Genomic DNA, 15,572 nt, shown 5'->3' with positions numbered 1-15,572 from the left:
CCGAAAAAGCAGAAAATCCCCCGTCAGAAGACGGGGGATGAGGATAATTACTGCATGCTGTCAACAATCGCATTCACATTGTGGCGCAGCATTCTGACGTAGCTATCCGCCACGCCACCCGGCTTCGACAGCGCTTCCGGATAAAGCTCGCCGCCCGCCTGCGCGCCAGTTGCGGACGCAATCTGTTTCACCAGTCGCGGATCGAGCTGGTTTTCCATAAACCAGGTGTGCACGCCATCGGCATTGATTTGTTTAATCAATGCGCCAACATCTGCCGCGCTGGCTTCGCTTTCCGAAGACAATCCCTGAGGTGAGAGGAAATCGACCTGATAAGCTTTGGCGAAATAACCGAAGGCATCGTGGCTGGTGAGCACCTTACGTTTCTCGCGTGGGATCGGGCTGATACGTTGCTTAATCCAGCCGTCCAGCGCCGATAACTCAGCAGCATATTTCGCACCACGCGCTTTAATAACGCTGGCATCCTGCGGGTCAGCTTTGGCGAGCCCTTCAGTAATGTTTTGCGCATATATCACGCCATTTGCCACATCGTTCCAGGCATGCGGGTCAGTGATCGTTTGCCCATCCTCTTCGAGCTTTTGCGTCGTAACGCCTTTTGAGGCTACCACCAGTTGGCCTTTAAATCCGGATGCTTTGACTAATCTATCCATCCATCCTTCCAGCCCCAGGCCGTTAACCACCACCACATCCGCTTTACTCAGTAACGCGCTCTCTTTCGGCGACGGTTCAAAAGTATGCGGATCGCCATCCGGCCCCACCAGCGTCGTCACCTTCACAGCATCGCCCCCAACCTGCTGCGTTATGTCGCCCAGTACCGAAAAGCTGGCAACAACATTGAGCGTTTTTGCCATCGCCCCCTGTGCGATAACCCCCAACGCCAGTGCCAAAATCACCCTCTTCATTTTCATACCATCCCCTTAGTTAAAAAGTGCGCGCAGACGCCAGGCCAGCCTGCTACGCGTGCCAAAAATAAGTGAAATAAGAAAAAACAGACTGGCGACCAGCACGATGGACGGCCCGGCAGGCAGGCTCGCCCCCCATGAAAGGCTGAGTCCCAACCAGGCGCAAAGTACGCCGCAGAGCCCGGCAAGCCAGAGCATAGTCGGCAGCGTGTGCGCCCAGCAGCGGGCAACGATAGCGGGCAGCATCATCACCCCAACAGCCATCAATGTTCCCAGCACCTGAAATCCGGCCACCAGGTTCAGAACCAACAGCGCAAGGAACAAACCGTGCAGCGCCGATGGCAACCAGCGGGCGTTCACCAGCAACCAGCTATCGTCGAAGGCCTCAACGACCAGGCCGCGGTAAAATACCGCCAGCGCAACCAGCGTGATGCTCGCCACCACCGCGACAAACAGCGCCGAGGCCCCGTCCACCGCCAGAATAGAACCAAACAGCAGATGAAGCAGGTCAACGTTCGAGCCGCGTAGTGATACCAGCGTCACCCCTATCGCCAGCGAACCGAGATAGAACCCGGCAAAGCTGGCATCTTCCTTCAGTAGCGTGCGACGGCTTACCCAACCCGCCCCCAGCGCTACGGCGATCCCTGCCACAAATCCCCCGATCGTCATCGCCAGCAATGACATTCCATTCATTAAGTAGCCTACTGCCACGCCGGGGAGTATGGCGTGCGACAGCGCATCGCCCATTAAACTCATACGCCGCAGCAGTAAAAAAACACCCAGCAGAGTGATACTCAGTGAAAGCGCAAGGCACACCATCAGCGCCCGACGCATAAAGCCAAACTCGATAAACGGTTGAAAAAAGATGTGCCAGATCATGCCGACCTCGCAGTAACACGCTCTACGCGGTAGCCATCCAGCGCCAGCACCTGCGGAAAGAAACGGGCGACTTTTTCGCTGTCATGCAACACTGCCAGAACCGTTTGTCCACGCTGATGCATTTCCACAATCAGCGTCATTAGCAAGTCAGTGGTGGTTTCATCAACGCCGGTGAAGGGCTCATCAAGCATCACCAGCGGCGCCTGCTGTACCAGAATGCGGGCAAAGAGCATGCGCTGAAACTGGCCGCCGGATAGGGTCTGAATCGGCGCTTTCGCCTGCGACAACAGCCCCACACGATCCAGTGATGAGGTCATTCGCCTGCGCATCACCGGACTGATGCCGTACCACAGAGGCATTCTCGGCCAGCTTCCCTGAAACACCACATCCTGCACCGTCAGCGGAAATTGCTGATCCATCAACTGACGCTGCGCCAGCCAGCCGATCACGGGGCGACACGCCTGCCAGCGTACTCTGCCGCTGACAGGAGGAATAAATCCCGCCAGGGTTTTAAGCAGCGTTGATTTTCCGCAGCCATTCGCACCCACAATAGCCGTCAGACTGCCACGGGTGATCTGGTGATTGATGGCAGGGGCAATCGCCTCATCGTCATAACCGACGCAGAGATTTTCCAGAGCGATCATGGCAGCGATACCGCCCACCATACGACCAACCAGATAATCGCCAGTAGCAGACAAACGCCTGCCAGACGGCTAAGGCTTGAGAAAGAGAAAAGCGAAGATGACATCAGTAACGCCTCATTCATTATGTTATAACATAACAATAAACAGCGTCAGATAGATTGTAAATAACTGTCAGCGCGTGAGGATGTATCGAAATGTAACGCCCCTTCCGGTCGGAAGGGGCGGCAGAATCACTGAACGCGAGCCAGCGCGACAGCCTGGCCCAACTGCCAGACAGCCATCGCATAGTGCGTACTATGGTTGTAGCGGGTGATGGTGTAGAAGTTCGGTAAACCGTACCAGTATTGATAACTGGTGCCGACATCCAGACGCAGCAGACTGACCTGCTGATGATTGCCCAGAGAATCCGTCGGCGTCAGACCCGCCGCAGAAAGCTGCGACACGCTATATTTGGTTTTAAAGCCGTTTTCCAGCCCCGGCGCCTGCCCCATCGCCTGCACCGCCACCTGGTCGCCCTTCACCCAGCCATGCTGTTTAAAGTAGTTCGCCACGCTACCGATGGCATCTTCCGGATCCCACAGGTTGATATGTCCGTCGCCATTAAAATCAACGGCATACTGCTTATACGAGGACGGCATAAACTGGCCATATCCCATTGCCCCCGCAAAGGAACCTTTCAAATCCAGCGGGTCATCGCTCTCATCACGCGCCATCAGCAGGAAGGTTTCCAGCTCACCGGAGAAATACTCCGCGCGGCGCGGATAGTTAAAGGAGAGCGTCGCCAGCGCATCGAGAATACGGGTTTTACCCATCACGCGCCCCCAGCGGGTTTCGACGCCGATAATCCCGACGATAATCTCCGGCGGTACGCCATAAACCTGCCACGCGCGTTTCAACGCCTGTTCATGCTGATTCCAGAACGCCACGCCATTTTGCACGTTGTCCGGGGTGATGAACTGTTTGCGATAGCGCAGCCACGCGCCGTTTGGCCCGCTCGGCGGTAAGCCGGTTGGCGCCTGGCGATCCATCAAACGCAGCACATAATCGAGACGCTTCGCCTGGGAGAGAATTTCATGCAGTTGCTGTCGGTCAAAGCCGTGCTTGCTCACCATCTTATCGATGAACTGCTCCGCCGCCGGGTTATTGGCGAAATCACCGGTCGGGATCAACGCATTATGCTGCGGCTCCAGCAGGAAACCGCCGGATGGCGTGCCAGCCGTTGCCGGAGCGGCGGCGGTTTTCGGTTTGCTGCTACAGGCTGCGAGCAGAACGCATAAGGGGAGTAAGGCGATATAACGACGCTTCAACATGGGACATCCATTTAACAATATCGGCAAGAGTTAAATATGGTAAATCATCCGCCACGCTGCAAGGAAGCAGTACTCGTCCTCCCTCGCAGAAATTGTTGCCCCCCTGTGCGTTGTTGCGGGATCTTTCCGATGATCTTCGCAAAATCTTTCACAATAAAATATTTATCTTTCATTTTGCGATCAAACTAACAATTTAAAACCTTTCATTTCGATTATTATCGACAGCGATTTGGCAAGGTAATGATAAATCCCTACAGGAGAAAATAATGATCGAAACCATCACACATGGTGCAGAGTGGTTCATAGGGCTGTTCCAGAAAGGCGGAGAGGTATTCACCAGCATGGTGACCGGCATTCTCCCGCTGCTGATTAGCCTGCTGGTCATCATGAATGCGCTGATTAATTTCATCGGCCAGCGCCGTATTGAACGCTTTGCACAGCGCTGCGCCGGTAATCCTTTATCCCGCTACCTGTTGCTGCCGTGTATCGGCACCTTTGTTTTTTGTAACCCGATGACCCTGAGCCTGGGCCGCTTTATGCCGGAAAAATACAAACCCAGCTATTACGCTGCGGCGTCCTATAGCTGCCACTCCATGAATGGCCTCTTTCCCCACATCAACCCTGGCGAACTGTTTGTCTATCTGGGCATCGCCAGCGGCCTGACCACGCTGGGGCTGCCTCTCGGCCCGCTGGCGGTGAGTTACCTGCTGGTCGGTCTGGTCACCAACTTCTTCCGTGGCTGGGTAACAGACCTCACCACCAGCCTCTTTGAGAAAAAAATGGGCATTCAACTGGAACAGAAAGTCTATCTGTCGGGAGCCGCATCATGACGCGTATACGTATTGAGAGAGGAACTGGCGGCTGGGGCGGCCCGCTTGAACTGGACGCAACACCAGGTAAGAAAATCGTCTACATCACGGCGGGGACGCGCCCTGCCATTGTCGACAAGCTGGCGCAACTGACAGGCTGGGAGGCCGTCGATGGGTTCAAAGAGGGCGAGCCGCCAGAAGAGGAGATCGGCGCGGCCATTATCGACTGCGGCGGCACGCTGCGTTGTGGTATCTATCCCAAACGCCGCATCCCAACGATCAACATTCACTCGACCGGGAAATCCGGCCCGCTGGCGCAATACATCGTCGAAGACATCTATGTCTCGGGGGTGAAGGAAGAAAACATCACCGTGACGGGTGAAGCCTCTGCCAGACCGCAGCCTGCCGTCACCGCCGGGCGTGATTACGACACCAGCAAGAAAATTACCGAACAGAGCGACGGCTTGCTGGCGAAAGTCGGCATGGGAATGGGCTCCGCCGTCGCGGTGCTGTTCCAGTCGGGTCGCGACACCATCGATACGGTGCTGAAAACCATTCTGCCCTTTATGGCTTTCGTCTCAGCGCTCATTGGCATCATCATGGCCTCCGGCCTTGGCGACTGGATCGCCCACGGCCTGGCGCCACTTGCCAGCCATCCGCTGGGCCTGGTAACGCTGGCGCTGATCTGCTCTTTCCCGCTGCTGTCGCCGTTCCTCGGCCCTGGCGCGGTCATCGCTCAGGTTATCGGCGTATTGATCGGCGTACAGATTGGTCTGGGCAATATCCCGCCTCATCTGGCATTGCCTGCCCTGTTCGCCATTAACGCGCAGGCGGCCTGCGACTTTATCCCGGTTGGCCTGTCGCTGGCAGAAGCCCGTCAGGACACGGTGCGCGTCGGCGTACCTTCCGTTCTGGTCAGTCGTTTCCTGACCGGCGCGCCAACCGTGCTTATCGCCTGGCTGGTTTCCGGCTTTATTTATCAATAAGGGGTTCCATCATGACCGTGATTTATCAGACCACCATCACCCGAATTGGTCAGAGCGCGATGGATGCGCTTGGCGACCAGATGCTCATTACCTTTCGTGAAGGCGCGCCTGCGGATATAGAAGAGTATTGCTTTATCCACTGTCACGGAGAACTGAGCGGAACACTCCAGCCCGGCGTGCAGTTTGAACTGGGCGGCCACCGTTATCCGGTTACCGCCGTGGGCAGCGTCGCCGGGCAAAACCTGCGAGAACTGGGTCATATCACCCTGCGCTTCGATGGGCTACACGAAGCGGAATTTCCCGGCTGCGTACACGTTGCGGGGCCGGTTCCGGGCGATATCGCGCCGGGCTGCATTCTGAAATTTACAGCTTAAGATGTAAGGAGAAAAAATGAATCAGGTTGCTGTTGTTATTGGTGGAGGCCAGACCCTGGGAGCATTCCTCTGTCGCGGTCTCGCCGCAGAGGGATACCGCGTGGCGGTCGTTGATATTCAAAGCGATAAAGCCACAAACGTGGCGCAGGAAATTAATAGCGAATTTGGCGAGGGCAAAGCCTGGGGCTTCGGCGCTGACGCGACCAGTGAGCAAAGCGTACTGGCGCTTTCCCGCGGGGTGGATGAAATCTTTGGCCGCGTGGATCTGCTGGTCTACAGCGCAGGTATCGCCAAAGCGGCGTTTATCAGCGATTTCCAGCTCGGCGATTTTGATCGTTCACTGCAGGTTAACCTGGTGGGCTATTTCCTCTGTGCGCGCGAGTTCTCCCGTCTGATGATCCGCGACGGCATTCAGGGGCGCATCATTCAGATTAACTCCAAATCCGGGAAAGTGGGCAGTAAGCACAACTCCGGCTACAGCGCGGCGAAATTTGGCGGCGTCGGCCTGACGCAGTCACTGGCGCTGGATCTGGCTGAGTATGGCATCACCGTTCACTCGCTGATGCTTGGCAACCTGTTGAAATCGCCGATGTTCCAGTCTCTGCTGCCGCAATACGCCACCAAACTCGGCATTGAGCCAGGTGAAGTGGAGCAGTATTACATCGATAAAGTGCCGTTAAAACGGGGATGCGACTATCAGGACGTGCTCAATATGCTGCTGTTCTATGCAAGCCCTGGGGCGTCATATTGTACGGGTCAGTCGATCAACGTGACCGGCGGGCAGGTGATGTTCTGAATATCGCAGGCGCCCGGCGGCATAGCGACTGCCGGGCCTTCGGCGTTCCATCCGGAAAAAGCACAGGAGTGGATCATGGTTTCCGCACTGATTATCGTTGCCGCCCTCGCCTGGTTCGCACAACTGGTGCTGGGCGGCTGGCAAATATCTCGCTTTAACCGCGCATTTGATGAACTTTGCCAACAGGGGCGAGTTGGCGTCGGGCGTTCCGGCGGGCGCTTCAGGCCGCGAGTGGTCGTCGCTATCGCCCTGGATGAGCAACAGCAGGTCACCGGCGCGTTACATATGAAAGGCCTCACCGTATTCGCCAAACCGGTGAAAATCACCTCGCTAATGGGCAAATCTATTAATGAATTACATCCTGATGTGATCTTTCCCCATGATCCGTTATCGCAGAATGCACTATCATTGGCGCTTAAACTGAAACATGGGTAATTTCGTTGTGAATGCTAATAGCTTGCGAAATTATCATTTCGCAACAATTTATAATTCAGGGTAATTATGCCGATGAAACCTCGTCAGCGTCAGGCCGCTATTCTGGAGCATTTACAAAAACAGGGAAAATGCTCGGTTGAAGAACTGGCCCAGTGCTTTGACACCACGGGTACTACCATTCGCAAAGATTTGGTCACGCTGGAGAATGCCGGAACCGTCATCCGAACTTACGGCGGTGTGGTATTGAACAAAGATGAATCCGATCCGCCTATCGATCACAAAACGCTTATTAATACCCATAAAAAGGAGCAGATCGCACAGGCCGCCGTCGGGTTCATCCACGATGGCGACTCGATCATCCTCGACGCAGGCAGCACCGTCCTGCAAATGGTGCCGATGCTGAGCCGTTTTCGCAATATCACCGTCATGACCAACAGTCTGCACATCGTTAATGCCCTTTCAGAACTGGACAACGAACAAACCCTCCTGATGCCGGGCGGCACATTCCGCAAAAAATCGGCGTCATTTCACGGGCACCTGGCGGAAACCGCCTTTGAGCATTTCAGCTTTGATAAACTCTTCATGGGCACCGACGGCATTGATCTGAACGCCGGAGTGACCACCTTTAACGAGGTGTATACCGTCAGTAAAGCCATGTGTAATGCGGCAAAAGAAGTGATACTGATGGCCGACTCCTCAAAATTTGGCCGTAAAAGCCCTAATATCGTTTGCAGTCTCGAGAGCGTGGATAAAATCATTACCGATGCCGGTATCGATCCGGCGTTTCTGAAGGCGCTTGAAGAGAAGGGAATCGACGTCATCATAACCGGAGATCATTATGAGTAATTCTTTGTTAGCCGCAGGTCGTCAGGCGCTGATGCTGGAACTACAGGAAGCCAGCCGGCTGCCGGACAGGCTGGGCGACGACTTTGTGAAAGCCGCCGAAGCCATCATTAACTGCAAAGGCAAACTGATTGTTTCCGGCATCGGCAAATCAGGCCATATCGGTAAAAAACTCGCCGCCACCTTCGCCAGCACCGGTACACCCGCTTTCTTCGTCCATCCGGCGGAAGCCCTGCACGGCGACCTCGGCATGGTTGAAAGCCAGGATGTGATGCTGTTTATCTCCTACTCCGGCGGCGCGAAAGAACTTGATCTGATCATCCCGCGCCTGGAAGAGAAATCTGTCGTGCTGCTGGCGATGACCGGGAAGTCCCACTCGCCGTTAGGGTTAGCGGCGAAAGCCGTGCTCGACATCTCCGTTGAACGCGAAGCCTGCCCGATGCGACTGGCCCCCACTTCCAGCACCGTCAACACACTGATGATGGGCGATGCGCTGGCCATCGCCGTCATGCAGGCGCGTGGATTTAATGAAGAAGATTTCGCCCGTTCGCACCCGGCTGGCGCGCTGGGCGCGCGGCTGCTGAATAAAGTGCACCACCTGATGCGCCGCGACGCGGACGTACCGCAGGTGAGCATTCACGCCAGCATTATGGACGCGATGCTGGAACTGAGCCGTACCGGCCTGGGGCTGGTCGCCGTGTGTGATGAGCAGTTGCAGGTGAAAGGCGTCTTTACCGACGGCGACCTGCGTCGCTGGCTGGTCGGCGGCGGCACGCTGGCGGATAACGTCAGCAGCGCGATGACGACTAACGGCACCACGCTGAACGCGCAAAGCCGCGCCATCGACGCCAAAGAGCAACTGATGAAGAAAAAGATTAGCGCGGCCCCGGTCGTGGATGACAACGGCCAACTGGTCGGCGCGATTAACCTGCAAAACTTCTATCAGGCCGGGATCCTTTAATCCTTCATCCCCAGACGTTTCGCCAGCCGATGCAGGTTGGCGACGTCTGTTTCCAGCGCTCGCGCGCTCGCCGCCCAGTTGTGATTATTCTGCGCCAGCGCGCGACGGATCATCTCACGCTGAAAATGCTCGGTCGCGTCCCGCAGGTTACGGCACTCGGGCAATGCAGGTGTGTCACTTTCCGAAGCTGTCGCAACCGCGCTCTCTTCAAAAGCGAAATGCTGCGCTTCGAGAATCACTTCGCCACCGCTGCGGGTTGCGCGCGCCAGCACTACCGCACGGTGCACGGCATGTTCCAGCTCGCGCACGTTACCCGGCCAGCCGTAGTTCAACAGATGCCCCCGCGCCCCGCTGCTTAAAATCACCCGCGACAGCCCCAGCCGCAGTCGGCACTGTTCGCAAAAATAGCCCGCCAGCAGCACCACATCATCGCCGCGCTCCCGTAGCGGTGGCACCGAAAGCGGAAAGACGCTCAGACGATGGAACAGGTCAGCACGAAAACGCCCGGCGAGCACCTCTTCGCGCAGGTCGCGGTTGGTTGCCGCCAGTACGCGCACATCGACCCGCAGGCTACGGTCGTCACCGACGCGCTGAATATCGCCATACTGCAACACGCGCAGTAGTTTGGCCTGCAACGCCAGCGACAGTTCGCCAATTTCATCGAGGAACAGCGTGCCGTTATCGGCCATTTCAAACTTACCGCTACGGTTGCTGATTGCCCCGGTAAACGCCCCTTTCACGTGGCCAAAGAGTTCACTTTCCGCCACGCTTTCCGGCAACGCAGCACAGTTCAGATAAACCAGTGGGTTGGCCGCGCGTGGCGAGCCTTCGTGAATAGCTTTCGCCACCAGCTCTTTCCCGGTACCCGTTTCACCGCTTATCAGCACGTTGAGATCGGATGCCGCGACAATCTCAATCTCTTTTTTCAACTGCATCATATTTGGCGACAGGCCAACCATATCGGTATTCGCCACCGGTTCGAAAGCGGCGGGGGAACCCGGAAGCATATTCTGGCTTTCCAGTTGCTCAATCAGCAGTGCATTGCTGAGCGCCCCGGCGGCCAGCGCAGATATCAGCCGCAACTCTTCATCGCTGAACACATCAAACTGCTGCGGCTCCATCGCATCAAGGGTTAGCGCGCCAATCAGATTCTGCCCGGCAAACAGCGGCAGGCCGACGCAGGCATGCACTTTCAGGCTCTCCTGACCCGGAATTAAACCATCATAAGGATCGGGCAAGTCGCTGTCCGCCGGGAAGCGCACCACATCCCCGGCACGCGCAATCGCTTCCAGCCGCGGGTGGCCCTCCAGGGTGAAACGGCGACCCAACACGTCCTGCGCCAGCCCGTCGATAGCCAGTGGAATAAATTGCCGCGCGTCATAGCGCAGCAGCGCAGAGGCATCGCACTCCAGCACCTGACGCAGCGTGGTGATTAAACGCTGAAAACGGTTCTGATGCCCGACTCCGCTTTGCAGTTGAATGGCGATACCCGCCAGTACCTCGACCGAGAAACTCATCGCTACCTCATTGTCTTTTTGACAATAAATATTGTCATATTGACCGCATTAAGAATAGTCATTTTGACAAACAAAACACGCACAAAAACTTAAAATACATTAAAAACAATAAGTTAAAAAGTTGGCACGCAACCTGCAATAAGCAAAACATCTTTTTTAAAAACACTGCATTTGATTGAGGTTGCTATGTCTATTCTGGTTAAAAATAACATTCATTGGGTTGGCCAACGTGACTGGGAAGTACGTGATTTCCACGGAACCGAATACAAAACGCTGCGCGGCAGCAGCTACAACAGCTATCTGATCCGTGAAGGTAAAAATGTCCTGATCGACACCGTTGACCACAAATTCAGCCGTGAATTTGTACAGAACCTGCGCAGCGAAATCGACCTGAACGATATCGACTACATCATTATTAACCACGCGGAAGAAGATCACGCAGGGGCGCTGACCGAGCTGATGTCTTACATCCCGAACACGCCGATTTACTGCACCACCAACGCGATTGATTCTATCAATGGCCACCACCACCACCCGGAGTGGAATTTCCATACGGTAAAAACCGGCGACAGCCTGGATATCGGCAACGGTAAACAACTTATTTTCGTGGAAACGCCGATGCTGCACTGGCCGGATAGCATGATGACCTACATGACCGGTGACGCAGTGCTGTTCAGTAACGACGCCTTTGGCCAGCACTACTGCGACGAACACCTGTTCAACGACGAAGTCGATCAGACCGAGCTGTTTGAACAGTGCCAGCGCTACTACGCCAATATACTGACGCCGTTTAGCCGCCTGGTAACGCCAAAAATCACCGAAATCCTCGGCTTCAACCTGCCGGTAGACATGATTGCCACCTCTCACGGTGTGGTATGGCGTGACAACCCAACCCAGATTGTTGAGTTGTATCTGAAATGGGCGGCAGATTACCAGGAAGATCGCATCACCATTTTCTACGACACCATGTCCAATAACACCCGCATGATGGCTGACGCGATAGCCCAGGGCATCAACGAAGTTGACCCCCGCGTGGCGGTGAAAATCTTTAATGTCGCCCGCAGCGATAAAAACGAGATCCTGACCAACGTCTTCCGCTCTAAAGGCGTGCTGGTCGGTACCTCCACCATGAACAACGTGATGATGCCGAAAATCGCCGGTCTGGTGGAAGAGATAACCGGCCTGCGTTTCCGTAACAAACGCGCCAGCGCCTTTGGCTCGCACGGCTGGAGCGGCGGCGCGGTTGACCGCCTCTCCACCCGCCTGCAGGATGCCGGTTTTGAGATGTCCCTGAGCCTGAAAGCGAAATGGCGTCCGGACTTCGACGCACTGGAGATTTGCCGCGAACACGGCCGTGAAATTGCCCGTCAATGGGCGCTGACCCCGCTGCCAGACGTGAGCGCTAAAGCGACAACCGCGCAGGAAGAATGCGCCTGTGCCGCCGCTGACCTCGGCCCAAGCATGCAATGCAGCGTGTGCCAGTGGATCTACGACCCCGCCAAAGGCGAACCGAACCAGGATGTGCAGCCAGGCACACCGTGGAGCGACGTACCCGACAACTTCCTGTGTCCGGAATGTTCACTGGGTAAAGACGTCTTTGACGTGCTGGCGACGGAGGCAAAATGAATAACGGTATCGTGATCATCGGGTCGGGCTTCGCGGCCCGTCAACTGGTGAAAAACATTCGCAAACAGGACGCTGCCGTACCGCTGACCTTGATCGCGGCCGATAGCATTGATGAGTACAACAAGCCCGATCTCAGCCACGTGGTCAGCCGGGGGCAAAGCGCCGCCGACCTGACCCTGCAAACCGCGGGCGAGTTTGCCGAGCAGTACAATCTGAACCTCTTTCCACAAACCTGGGTGAGCGGCATCGACGCACAAGCCAGGGTGGTGAAAAGTCAGGACAAAGAGTGGCATTACGACAAACTGGTGCTGGCAACCGGGGCATCGACCATTGTACCGCCAGTGCCCGGAAAAGAGCTGATGCTGACCCTCAACAGCCAGCAGGAATTTGGCGCCGCACAAAGTACCCTGCGCGATGCCCGGCGCGTACTGATTATCGGCGGCGGCCTGATTGGCAGCGAACTGGCAATGGACTTCAACCGCGCAGGCAAAGCGGTGACGGTGGTGGATAACTCCGCCTGCATCCTCGCCTCATTAATGCCGCCAGAAGTGAGTAGCCGCCTGCAACACCGCCTGACCGATATGGGTGTGCATTTGCTGCTGAAAACGCAACTGCAATCACTGGAGCAAACACCGTCCGGCATTGTGGCGCACTTTGATCGCCATCGTCAGGTCGAAGTCGATGCTGTGGTTGCGGCAACCGGTTTACGCCCGGAGACGGCTCTGGCGCGTCATGCAGGAGTAGAAATCAACCGCGGCGTGAAGGTAAACAGCGCGATGCAGACCAGTAACCCGGATATCTACGCGCTGGGCGACTGCGCGGAGATTAACGGTACAGTGCTGCCGTTCCTGCAACCGATTCTGCTGAGCGCGATGTGCCTTGCGAAAAACCTGCTCGGTCAGAGCGGCGAGCTGAAGCTGCCGCATATGCTGGTCAAAGTAAAAACGCCGGATCTGCCGCTGCATCTGGCGGGAGAAACGCGCCGTCAGGATTTGAACTGGAGTATCGCCACCAGCGCACAGGGGATGCTTGCCCAGGGCTATGATGAAAGCCAGCAACTCCGCGCTTTTGTAGTCAGTGAAGAGAGGATGAAAGAGGCCTTTAGTTTGCTGAAGTTATTACCGAACTGATTGCTTTGCCACTGCTGAACTTAACCTTAGCTCGCTCATTTGCAGAGTTCTAACCTCAGATACACGGAAGTATCGCGTCTGATTTTGCCCCGGTCTACCGGGGCTTTTTTTTGTGTCTATGCGCGCATTATCGTCGGGCTGCCGCCACCACCGCCTGCCCGAACGCAATCGCCCCATCGCCTGCGGGTAAAGTGTGCGGGAAAAGCAGAGTAAAATCAGCCAGATGATGCTGCAACCGCGCACGCAGCAGAGCGTTATGCAGCACGCCACCGCCAAACGCCAGCGTCGAGATTCCGCGCGCATCTGCCTCGCGACGCAGCATACCGCCCAGCCCCTGCGCCAGCGCATCATGAAATGCCCACGCTTTTTCCGCCGGACTTGCCTGCCACGCCAGCCACTGGGGCCAGAACGATGCAAGGTCGAACGTCTCGCTCTGCAACGGATGCGCCACGCCTGGACAGGTGCTTGCCAGCGCCTCCAGCCGACAGGCTGCCTCACCTTCATAGCTGAGAGTGAGCGGCGCACAGCCCAGTGCACAGGCCACCGCGTCAAATAATCGACCGCACGAGGACGCCTGAGGCGCATTAATACCCCGTTCGATGGCTCGCGCCAGCAGCGGCCAGTTTTGTTCGCGCACGGCGGCGGTTTCCGGGTAGCTTTCCCACTCCGGCACAAACGCCAGGCAGTGCGCCAGCAGGTTACGCCACGGCTGACGCGCCGCCAGGTCGCCCCCCGGCAACGCTACCGCAGGCAGGCCGCCAAGATGTTCACACTCGCGGTAGTTCACCCGTAGACATTCGCCGCCCCACAACGCGCCCTCTTCCCCCATGCCGATGCCGTCCAGCGCCAGCGCAATCACATCACCGCCGTCCAGCGGCCAGTTATGTTCCGCCAGACACCCGGCGATATGCGCATGATGATGAAGCACCGTCTGATGAGGAAGGTCGCGCTCGGCGGCCCACTGCGACGAGTGGTAGCCTGGATGCGCATCGGCCACCACCGACTGCGGGGTAAAATCGTAGATAGCCTGCATCAGATGCAGCGACTGCTGCCACTGCGCTTCGACCCCCTCATCGGTGAGATCGCCAAAATGCTGGCTCAGCACCGCCTGATCACCCCGAACCAGGCAGAACGTGTTTTTGAGATCGGCACCAAGACAGAGCATGGGCGGGACGTCATGAAACCCTGGCGGTAGTGGGATAGCATCCGGCACATAGCCGCGCGAACGGCGCAGCATTTCGCCATTTTGCCGCACCACTGAATCATCCATACGCTGAACGATTTCACGGTTGTGCAGCAAATAACCATCAGCGATATCAGCCAGATCGGTCAGCGCCAGCGCATTAGTCAGGGCAGGCGGTTTACCGCTGAGATTCCCGGATGTCATCACCAACGGGCGATTCAACGCCTGCATCAGCAAATGCTGAATTGGGTTAGCCGGAAGCATTACGCCCACTTCCGCGAGCCCCGGCGCGATGTCATCACACAAGCCGCTAACGCAGGATTTATCCACCAGCACAATCGGCGATGCTGGCGTTTGCGTTAATCGTTTTGCTTCATCGGGCAAGGCTGCGGTATTCGGGATCATCACCGCCAGCGGTTTCGCCGGGCGATGCTTACGCGCGCGCAGCGTCGCTACCGCGCGGGCATTGCCCGCGTCACAGGCCAGATGAAAACCACCCAGCCCTTTAATCGCCACAATACCGCCCGACGAGAGAAGCACAATCGCCGCCTGCAACGCTGCCTCGTGATGCAGCGGTTCGCCTTCTGCGTACCACGACAGCCACGGGCCGCACTCGGCACAGGCCACAGGCTGGGCGTGAAAACGACGATCGTAAGGATTGCGGTACTCCGCCTCGCAGGCAGAGCACAGCGGAAACGCCGCCATTACCGTCAGCGGGCGATCGTAGGGCATGGCGTTGATAATGGTAAAACGTGGGCCACAGTGGGTACAGTTGATAAAGGGATAACGATAACGGCGCTCCTGCGGGTCATTCATCTCCGCAAGACACGCCGGACAGGTTGCCGCATCCGGGACAATTTGCGTGCTCATCGCCCCCGCGCCGCTCTCGCGGATCGTGAAGTCGTCAGGCTCGCTCTGCCACCTGTACGGCTGCACCTGCGTTTCATCAATGCGCGCCAGCGGCGGGCAGTGTTGATGTAGCGCGGCAAGGAAATCCGCTTCTTCACCCAGCAAACGAACGAGCACCCCCGCACCGTCGTTGCAGACGTCGCCCACGCGAGCCTGCTGCTGAGCCAGTTGCCAGACAAAGGGGCGGAAGCCCACCCCCTGTACTTTACCGCGAATACGGATCTCAACGCCGTTATGCGTTATCGTCATT

General features: G+C 56.8%; 15 protein-coding genes. 9 read left to right on the top strand and 6 right to left on the bottom strand.

Annotated features, from left to right (window positions below; genetic code table 11):
• Positions 1–47: 47 nt before the first annotated feature.
• From VSR74_RS13045 to mltB, 4 genes are all read right to left on the bottom strand, one after another.
• Positions 48–926 carry a metal ABC transporter substrate-binding protein gene (locus VSR74_RS13045; RefSeq protein WP_347795132.1) on the bottom strand — a complete coding sequence of 293 codons (879 nt, stop codon included), beginning with the start codon at positions 924–926 and terminating at the stop codon, positions 48–50.
• 9 nt (positions 927–935) lie between these two features.
• Positions 936–1,799 carry a metal ABC transporter permease gene (locus VSR74_RS13040; protein ID WP_347795131.1) on the bottom strand — a complete coding sequence of 288 codons (864 nt, stop codon included), beginning with the start codon at positions 1,797–1,799 and terminating at the stop codon, positions 936–938.
• A complete protein-coding gene (locus VSR74_RS13035; RefSeq protein ID WP_347795252.1) occupies positions 1,796–2,476 on the bottom strand; it encodes a metal ABC transporter ATP-binding protein in 681 nt (226 codons plus the stop codon). Before VSR74_RS13035 ends, VSR74_RS13040 begins: the two co-directional genes overlap by 4 nt.
• A gap of 197 nt (positions 2,477–2,673) precedes the next feature.
• Entirely contained in the window at positions 2,674–3,753 is a 1,080-nt protein-coding gene (gene mltB, locus VSR74_RS13030) for a lytic murein transglycosylase B (protein ID WP_347795130.1), read from the bottom strand.
• A gap of 266 nt (positions 3,754–4,019) precedes the next feature.
• On the opposite strand from mltB, the gene srlA reads away from it, so the two are divergent.
• From srlA to gutQ, 7 genes are all read left to right on the top strand, one after another.
• A complete protein-coding gene (gene srlA, locus VSR74_RS13025) occupies positions 4,020–4,583 on the top strand; it encodes a PTS glucitol/sorbitol transporter subunit IIC (RefSeq protein WP_347795129.1) in 564 nt (187 codons plus the stop codon).
• Positions 4,580–5,548, top strand: a complete 969-nt coding sequence (gene srlE, locus VSR74_RS13020) for a PTS glucitol/sorbitol transporter subunit IIB (protein WP_347795128.1) — start codon at positions 4,580–4,582, stop codon at positions 5,546–5,548. Before srlA ends, srlE begins: the two co-directional genes overlap by 4 nt.
• 11 nt (positions 5,549–5,559) lie before the next feature.
• Entirely contained in the window at positions 5,560–5,922 is a 363-nt protein-coding gene (gene srlB, locus VSR74_RS13015) for a PTS glucitol/sorbitol transporter subunit IIA (protein WP_347795127.1), read from the top strand.
• A gap of 16 nt (positions 5,923–5,938) precedes the next feature.
• A complete protein-coding gene (srlD, locus tag VSR74_RS13010; RefSeq protein WP_347795126.1) occupies positions 5,939–6,718 on the top strand; it encodes a sorbitol-6-phosphate dehydrogenase in 780 nt (259 codons plus the stop codon).
• Positions 6,719–6,793: 75 nt separating this feature from the next.
• A complete protein-coding gene (gutM, locus tag VSR74_RS13005) occupies positions 6,794–7,153 on the top strand; it encodes a transcriptional regulator GutM (RefSeq protein ID WP_347795125.1) in 360 nt (119 codons plus the stop codon).
• Positions 7,154–7,225: 72 nt separating this feature from the next.
• Entirely contained in the window at positions 7,226–7,999 is a 774-nt protein-coding gene (srlR, locus tag VSR74_RS13000) for a glucitol operon DNA-binding transcriptional repressor SrlR (RefSeq protein ID WP_347795251.1), read from the top strand.
• Entirely contained in the window at positions 7,992–8,957 is a 966-nt protein-coding gene (gutQ, locus tag VSR74_RS12995; protein ID WP_347795124.1) for an arabinose-5-phosphate isomerase GutQ, read from the top strand. Before srlR ends, gutQ begins: the two co-directional genes overlap by 8 nt.
• On the opposite strand, the gene norR is transcribed toward gutQ, so the two are convergent.
• On the bottom strand, positions 8,954–10,474 hold the full coding sequence (gene norR / locus VSR74_RS12990; protein ID WP_347795123.1) for a nitric oxide reductase transcriptional regulator NorR: 1,521 nt from the start codon (positions 10,472–10,474) through the stop codon (positions 8,954–8,956). The two genes, gutQ and norR, sit on opposite strands and share 4 nt — an antisense overlap.
• Positions 10,475–10,660: 186 nt before the next feature.
• On the opposite strand from norR, the gene norV reads away from it, so the two are divergent.
• Entirely contained in the window at positions 10,661–12,100 is a 1,440-nt protein-coding gene (norV, locus tag VSR74_RS12985; RefSeq protein WP_347795122.1) for an anaerobic nitric oxide reductase flavorubredoxin, read from the top strand.
• Positions 12,097–13,230: an NADH:flavorubredoxin reductase NorW gene (gene norW, locus VSR74_RS12980; protein WP_347795121.1), complete on the top strand. Its 1,134-nt coding sequence runs from the start codon at positions 12,097–12,099 to the stop codon at positions 13,228–13,230. The genes norV and norW overlap by 4 nt, the downstream gene beginning before the upstream one ends.
• Before the next feature lie 127 nt (positions 13,231–13,357).
• On the opposite strand, the gene hypF is transcribed toward norW, so the two are convergent.
• A complete protein-coding gene (gene hypF, locus VSR74_RS12975; RefSeq protein ID WP_347795120.1) occupies positions 13,358–15,571 on the bottom strand; it encodes a carbamoyltransferase HypF in 2,214 nt (737 codons plus the stop codon).
• Position 15,572 lies beyond the last annotated feature (1 nt).

It is taken from the genome of Pseudocitrobacter cyperus, assembly GCF_039889165.1.
Lineage (GTDB): Bacteria > Pseudomonadota > Gammaproteobacteria > Enterobacterales > Enterobacteriaceae > Pseudocitrobacter > Pseudocitrobacter cyperus.
This window is presented reverse-complemented; position numbering and strand designations above follow the sequence as displayed.

What these genes read in the sequence shown, in the direction of transcription:
- gutQ (WP_347795124.1), top strand. Translation starts at nt 7,992, where the DNA reads ATGAGTAATTCTTTGTTAGCCGCAGGTCGTCAGGCGCTGATGCTGGAA.
- srlE (WP_347795128.1), top strand. Translation starts at nt 4,580, where the DNA reads ATGACGCGTATACGTATTGAGAGAGGAACTGGCGGCTGGGGCGGCCCG.
- srlB (WP_347795127.1), top strand. Translation starts at nt 5,560, where the DNA reads ATGACCGTGATTTATCAGACCACCATCACCCGAATTGGTCAGAGCGCG.
- srlD (WP_347795126.1), top strand. Translation starts at nt 5,939, where the DNA reads ATGAATCAGGTTGCTGTTGTTATTGGTGGAGGCCAGACCCTGGGAGCA.
- norW (WP_347795121.1), top strand. Translation starts at nt 12,097, where the DNA reads ATGAATAACGGTATCGTGATCATCGGGTCGGGCTTCGCGGCCCGTCAA.
- srlR (WP_347795251.1), top strand. Translation starts at nt 7,226, where the DNA reads ATGAAACCTCGTCAGCGTCAGGCCGCTATTCTGGAGCATTTACAAAAA.
- norV (WP_347795122.1), top strand. Translation starts at nt 10,661, where the DNA reads ATGTCTATTCTGGTTAAAAATAACATTCATTGGGTTGGCCAACGTGAC.
- srlA (WP_347795129.1), top strand. Translation starts at nt 4,020, where the DNA reads ATGATCGAAACCATCACACATGGTGCAGAGTGGTTCATAGGGCTGTTC.
- hypF (WP_347795120.1), bottom strand. Translation starts at nt 15,571, where the DNA reads ATGACGATAACGCATAACGGCGTTGAGATCCGTATTCGCGGTAAAGTA.
- mltB (WP_347795130.1), bottom strand. Translation starts at nt 3,753, where the DNA reads ATGTTGAAGCGTCGTTATATCGCCTTACTCCCCTTATGCGTTCTGCTC.
- gutM (WP_347795125.1), top strand. Translation starts at nt 6,794, where the DNA reads ATGGTTTCCGCACTGATTATCGTTGCCGCCCTCGCCTGGTTCGCACAA.
- VSR74_RS13045 (WP_347795132.1), bottom strand. Translation starts at nt 926, where the DNA reads ATGAAAATGAAGAGGGTGATTTTGGCACTGGCGTTGGGGGTTATCGCA.
- norR (WP_347795123.1), bottom strand. Translation starts at nt 10,474, where the DNA reads ATGAGTTTCTCGGTCGAGGTACTGGCGGGTATCGCCATTCAACTGCAA.
- VSR74_RS13040 (WP_347795131.1), bottom strand. Translation starts at nt 1,799, where the DNA reads ATGATCTGGCACATCTTTTTTCAACCGTTTATCGAGTTTGGCTTTATG.